Below are 524 nucleotides of genomic sequence, written 5' to 3' on the forward strand. Positions count from 1 at the left end.
GATCATCGAAAGCCACAACGCCTTCCTGAAATCCGAAGCGCTGGCGACCGCGATCGTGCGCGAGCAGGGACTGTCGGCGACGCGCAGCGTGGAGCTTGGCGGCGAGACGGTGCGCCTGGCCATCACCCCGGCGGGGAGCTGACCCACAGGCGATGCGCGATCCGGTCGACAGCTTCGACGCCTCCCTGATCGAGCGGTTCGACGACATCATCGACGTGCGCAGCCCGGCCGAGTTCGATGAGGACCACGTGCCGGGCGCCCTCAACCTGCCTGTGCTCGACAATGAGGAGCGGGCGCGGGTGGGCTATACCTACAAGCAGGTCTCCCGCTTCGAGGCGCGGCGCATGGGCGCGGCGCTGGTCTCGCGCAATATCGCGCGCCATCTCGAGACGGCGCTGTCCGGCAAGCCCGCCGGCTACAGCCCGCTCATCTATTGCTGGCGGGGCGGGCAGCGCTCGGGATCGATGGCGCTGATCATGACGCAGGTGGGCTGGCCCGCGGCCACGCTGAAGGGCGGCTACAAG

The 524-nt window shown here is 68.9% G+C and carries 1 protein-coding gene; it reads left to right on the plus strand.

All coding sequences use genetic code 11. The features are described 5' to 3' along the window. Window positions 1–152 precede the first annotated feature (152 nt). Window positions 153–524: rhodanese-like domain-containing protein (locus V7672_RS15285; RefSeq protein ID WP_335625422.1), on the plus strand; the 372-nt coding region annotated here is incomplete at its 3' end.

The sequence above is a fragment of the Brevundimonas sp. genome, assembly GCF_036963785.1.
GTDB lineage: Bacteria > Pseudomonadota > Alphaproteobacteria > Caulobacterales > Caulobacteraceae > Brevundimonas.